Genomic DNA, 5,121 nt, shown 5'->3' with positions numbered 1-5,121 from the left:
TGGTTGGGTTTGGGGGATAGAGTCTGGCTGTGGTACTGTTTCGGTAGAGTTTTTGCTGCCATAGGTGCTATTGACCCAATTCACGATAAAGTTGGCAGCATCGATGATAACCTGGCTACTGCGACCCGCTTGATCCATTGTTGCTAAACGTCCTATTCCCTGACATTCTTGGCAAAACCAATTGAAATAAATCGGGTCAGCTGGGGTAAAGGTAGAGTTAATGGCTTGATTGGGGTCTCCAACTCGGATCAGATTTAGGGTATGGTCTGGGGTTAAAGGTTGGGAGGTTAAAGGTTGGGAGGTTGTTCGCGTAGCGTGGTCAATAGGCCAAGGTTGGGAGGTGGAAGTTTGTTCGCCTTTGGCGTTCGAGAAGGGTAGGTTTGGTTCGGCACTAGCTGGCAATGTTGCTAGGGTTTGCAATAGTCGGTATTGTAACGGTGTGGAATCTTGGGCTTCGTCTTCAAAGACGGCAAAAAATTGATTTTGCCAGAGCTGACGGATGGCATCGTTTTCTAGCACTCTCAGCGCAGCTAGAATCATGTCGTCGTAGTCGATAAATTCACGCGATCGCACTATGGTTTGATACTGTTGATACAGTCCTGCTGCGATCGCTAATATTCCATATTCATCCGTTGTCTGTTCACTGAGGTGCCACAAATCTGCTGGTAATAACCCAGAACTTTTGGCTTCATGGATAACGGTGTAAGCCAGGTTAGGTAACACTTCCGTTCGCAATACCGATTGTCGGCGCAACCGTTCTGTTTCTTCTCCATCAAAGCTTCGACCTTCGAGCAAGGTAAGATAACGGCGTGGATAATTAGCAATCCACTGTTCCACACAAGCACGGATTAAGCGATGACTTTGATTGGGAGTTACTAGAGTACTATTGTCTAGATTCAGTCCCGATAATTCTGGATGACGGTTAGCAATGTAGAGGGCTAAACCATGTAAGGTATAGACTACAAAACTATTTTGTGGGACCTTAAGGGTTTTTAGGTCATCGCGGATTTTAGCTCTAATACTGGCAGCGGCAGAGCGAGTGAAGGTGACTACCAGCAATTGATATCTGCTATGGAGTTGGTAATTTGCGATCGCAATTGCTGCAGCTTTTGCCATGCCAGTAGATTTCCCAGCACCAGGCACAGCAGAAACCGCTAAGGTTCCCCCTTGCCAGTCGGCCATTGGTTGTTGTCCCCTTCTTAAACTATTGCGGAGTCGTTGTAGTTCTTGGGCACGCCAAGGGGAGAGCGGGGTTTGCTGTGAGTCTGACTTGGTATCTGTATCCTCTGACATGTTGAGATTTGCTGGAACTGATGATTTGTTGGTATTGTAATTAGCGCAGGTTGCAAATCGCTATCCCTTTTGGTTAAGGTGTATCATCCTGATTTCAACAATGAAGATTAAAGCAGTTATTTGGCAAGAGGATGGGGTGTGGTGTGGCTCAGTTCCAGCACTACCTGGATGTCATACATGGGGTGAAAGCTACGAACACCTTATAGAAATGCTTGAAGAAGCTGTCCAGGGTTGGATTGAGGTGGCGAGCGAAAGAGAAGAGTTTGAGCCTGATAAGCAGTGAGTTGACCTATATCTATACAGTCTAGGGACAGATTTTCACAGGGCACTGAGATCTTAGAGTAGCTTAATGATTATTCATAAATTGGTAAACTGTACAGTAATTACGCAACAATAATTTAACAATTTCTGCGGTTTTTTTTTAATAAAATATGCCAAAATTACATGGGCAGTGTCAGTTCTGCTCAGCATAGTTTTAGAAAGGTTAACTCTAAAAGACTTCTTTCGCTTTTTTCATTTCACATGTTAAGGAGGAAATTATGAAGCGAGTTGCGATTTTTTTGATGTCTTTGATGGCGGCACTGGTACTCATGGCTACCCCAGCTCATGCGTCGATTCAAGCAGGCATTATTGAGCTGTGTTCACCAGGCCCATTGGTAACCAAAAATAAGGACACAAGCACATTTAAAGAAGTGTTCTTCGCAGAGCCATTTCCGGAAGGCTCAGATGTGATCGTGATTCCAATGGTTCAAACCTTTAATGGAGCAGATACCCCTGGTGTCAGGATCGCAGATGTAACCACGAAGGGCTTTAAGTTCAAAATGAACGAATTAGTTCGTGGTGGTCCAAGGCAGGCTCTGTCAGATGGAGGACATACAAAAGAAACCATAGGTTGGATGGCTGTCGGTTTCTAATCGCTCTTAGGGGTTTTTTCTGACCCCTGTCGCCTGTGCCTCATCCATGGGGCACAGGCGATTTCAGTATTTGGTAGTGAAAGTGTGACAAAGGCTGTTGCTAAAGCCAAGCATTACATAATTTCATGATTTATCGGAGTTGCTGGAAGTAATTGTTAAGCTAGACTCATCTGGCAAGATTATAATCATCAAACTCTATGCACTCTGAAATTGAAGATTTTACTGTTTGCGATGTTTGTGGTATTGATATCGAGCTTATGGGAAAGGAAAAAATCTACTGATAATTCAAAATGTACTTATGGTTAGCTTTCCTAGTTGCGGTACGAGTTAGTTAACATCACTTACTCTTAAAGAGATTGACCGTATTAAGCGCGATCGCAAAACAGTAGCAGTCACAAAATCTGTGAAGCTTGCTAGTTTCTCAGTTCATTATTAACGAGTCCACTACACACAGGGAATTTCAAGATCATGGCAAATGGTAAATCCAAAGTCGCACTGATTACCGGCGCATCATCGGGTATGGGCAAAGAAATGGCCAAATCTCTGCTGAAGGATGGTCTGACCGTGGTAGTGGCGGCACGTAGTGTCGAGAAAATGGCTGACCTGAGAGAGTTGGGTGCTCACCCGCTGCGTATGGACATCACCGATGAGGCAAGTATCCAGGCTGCTGTGAATGAAATTCAAGATACTTATGGCAAGGTCGATGTTCTAGTCAATAATGCTGGCTTTGGATGCTATGGGACAGTGGAGGAAACCTCTATTGATGATGCCCGCTACCAATTCGAGGTCAACATCTTCGGCCTTGCCCGACTGACCCAGTTGTTGTTACCAAAGATGCGAGAAGCTCGCTCCGGCAAGATCATTAATATTAGTTCGATGGGTGGCAAGATGTATACACCCCTGGGAGCTTGGTATCATGCCTCTAAGCACGCCCTCGAAGGTTGGTCAGACTGTCTGAGATTAGAACTGGCTGCCTTTAATATTGATGTTGTGATCATTGAACCTGGTATTATCCGAACCGCATTTGGGAATGTACTTATGGGTCCAATGCTGGAGCGGTCGGGAAATGGCCCCTATGCTAAACTGGCCAACAGTGTTGCCAAGGCCACCGAAAACTCCTACAACAGCGGTAGCGGTTCCTCTCCAAAGGTGATTACCGATATTGTCTCGAAGGCGGTTAAAGCACGCAAACCAAAAACTCGCTATGTTGCCGGTCAATTTGCAGCACCAATGATCTTCATCCGAAAGTGGTTTGGCGATCGCATTTTCGATTGGGTGATCATGAGTAGAGTAAAATAAAGTATGGTTGTTTGCCTTTATCGAAGACTCCATAATCGTTGATGGAATCCTTAGGATAATTCTGTTTGCCTGGTTGAGGTAGGTGTGCTGTACGTCTCAAAAGTAGCCACCTACCCCAATCCAATACCTTTTAGCCTGAGTGTATTAGTTTGATTTCACTGGTTTGGATTCACAACAGTTTTGCCACATTTTGCCTTGCGCTATCTATAGATTGATGCTCGAAGATATTCCGGATTAAGCTCTGATTTACTGCGTTTTTACCCAGCTTGAAAAATTGGTGAAGATTCGCTACTGTAGCGGTAATTCTGTCACACCAGTACCAGGCTAGAGTAAACTTTACTATCACGGTTATTCAGTTGTCAAAAGTCCGAGAGCTTGCCGCCCTTATTTGAGTTTGTTAGCCTAATGTATAACGAAAGATTCCCACACTGTTCAACACAGCGAATAGTGATTGAGCTTTGCTCACGCTACGCGATCGAAGGCAGCAACAATCGTGGCATATTCCTTGCTATGACCTGTGCTTTAGAATTGTTTGGTAAGGTTTTCAAGGTTGGTTCAAGCGTGAAATTATCAAAAAAAACGATATAGCGCTACGCCCTATACAATAGTGTTCAGCAAAATCCGTATAAAGCCAACAGGTATATTTAGTCAGTGAACTTGAAAAACTATCGATTGAAAATCTAAATGAAATCATTCAACCTAACTGAGCTTGCCAATAAATACCAATCGGATAAAGGAACTGAGTATTTCGATAAACATGGCTACACGCTGATATATGAAACGTTGTTTTGGCCCCTCAAATCAAAACCTATCACCTTCTTAGAAATTGGATTATGTATTGGTGGTCCCGAGTTCGGTGATCACTTGTTAAGTCGAATACCCACTGACATGCCATCAATTCGCATGTGGACAGACTATTTTGATAATGGGCATGTTTATGGTTTTGATATTAATGATTTTAGTCATTTAGAATCAGAATTTATAAACTTTAAATTTGTCAAGGGTGATTTAAGTTGCCAAAATGATATTACCAATTTGGTGAAAGTGACAGCTCAGCTTGAAGGCAAGCCAAATTTAGTTGTTTACGATGTGATCTTGGATGACGCATCACACGCTTCTTTTCATCAACAACAAGCTTTTGCTCTGTTATTTCCGTCCTTGAAACAAAATGGTATTTACATTATTGAGGACTTACATTGGCAAAGTCCAAGTTACGAAGATAAACTTCCAGATGTGCCTAAAACTATCGACTTATTGGTGCAATTGGAAAATATTAAGAATGGCTATGGGGTGTTATCAAATAACTATTTATTCCGAAATGAAATTATTAAATTTATTGAAGATATTAAATCAATTGAATTTTATTGTAATCAAAAGCTAGCTATTATTACTAAAACTTAACCAAACAATATAGCAGTCGAAGTAAAGCTTAAGACATCTTCTGCTCCCTGCTCCCTGCTCCCTGCTCCCTGCTCCCTGCTCCCTGCTCCCTGCTCCCTGCTCCCTGCTCCCTGCTCCCTGTTCCCTACTCCCTGCTCCCTACTCGCTGCTCCCTACTCCCTACTCCCAAGAAAACTTTATGTCAGAACATCTAAAAGAGCTGAACTTATAAACA

5 protein-coding genes are annotated in these 5,121 nt (G+C 43.1%); 4 read left to right on the top strand and 1 reads right to left on the bottom strand.

The genetic code is table 11. The annotated features are described in order from the left end of the window. A partial coding sequence (locus F6K52_RS32090; protein WP_293088455.1) for an ATP-dependent helicase occupies positions 1-1,293 on the bottom strand: 1,293 nt, incomplete at its 3' end. A 100-nt stretch (positions 1,294-1,393) separates the two neighbouring features. Between F6K52_RS32090 and F6K52_RS32085 the strand changes: the two genes are divergently transcribed. From F6K52_RS32085 to F6K52_RS32070, 4 genes are all read left to right on the top strand, one after another. Further along, on the top strand, positions 1,394-1,576 hold the full coding sequence (locus F6K52_RS32085) for a type II toxin-antitoxin system HicB family antitoxin (RefSeq protein ID WP_293088453.1): 183 nt from the start codon (positions 1,394-1,396) through the stop codon (positions 1,574-1,576). 256 nt (positions 1,577-1,832) lie between these two features. Then, entirely contained in the window at positions 1,833-2,207 is a 375-nt protein-coding gene (locus F6K52_RS32080) for a hypothetical protein (RefSeq protein WP_293088451.1), read from the top strand. A 468-nt stretch (positions 2,208-2,675) separates the two neighbouring features. Further along, positions 2,676-3,506 (top strand): oxidoreductase, encoded by an 831-nt coding sequence (locus F6K52_RS32075; protein WP_293088449.1) that lies wholly within the window; start codon positions 2,676-2,678, stop codon positions 3,504-3,506. 684 nt (positions 3,507-4,190) lie between these two features. Then, positions 4,191-4,907 carry a hypothetical protein gene (locus tag F6K52_RS32070; protein ID WP_293088447.1) on the top strand — a complete coding sequence of 239 codons (717 nt, stop codon included), beginning with the start codon at positions 4,191-4,193 and terminating at the stop codon, positions 4,905-4,907. Positions 4,908-5,121: the final 214 nt, after the last annotated feature.

The sequence above is a fragment of the Moorena sp. SIO3H5 genome, from assembly GCF_010692395.1.
Lineage (GTDB): Bacteria > Cyanobacteriota > Cyanobacteriia > Cyanobacteriales > Coleofasciculaceae > Moorena.
This window is presented reverse-complemented; position numbering and strand designations above follow the sequence as displayed.

Excerpts from the sequence above, each read along its gene's own strand:
- F6K52_RS32075 (WP_293088449.1), top strand. The coding sequence starts at position 2,676 with ATGGCAAATGGTAAATCCAAAGTCGCACTGATTACCGGCGCATCATCG.
- F6K52_RS32085 (WP_293088453.1), top strand. The coding sequence starts at position 1,394 with ATGAAGATTAAAGCAGTTATTTGGCAAGAGGATGGGGTGTGGTGTGGC.
- F6K52_RS32070 (WP_293088447.1), top strand. The coding sequence starts at position 4,191 with ATGAAATCATTCAACCTAACTGAGCTTGCCAATAAATACCAATCGGAT.
- F6K52_RS32080 (WP_293088451.1), top strand. The coding sequence starts at position 1,833 with ATGAAGCGAGTTGCGATTTTTTTGATGTCTTTGATGGCGGCACTGGTA.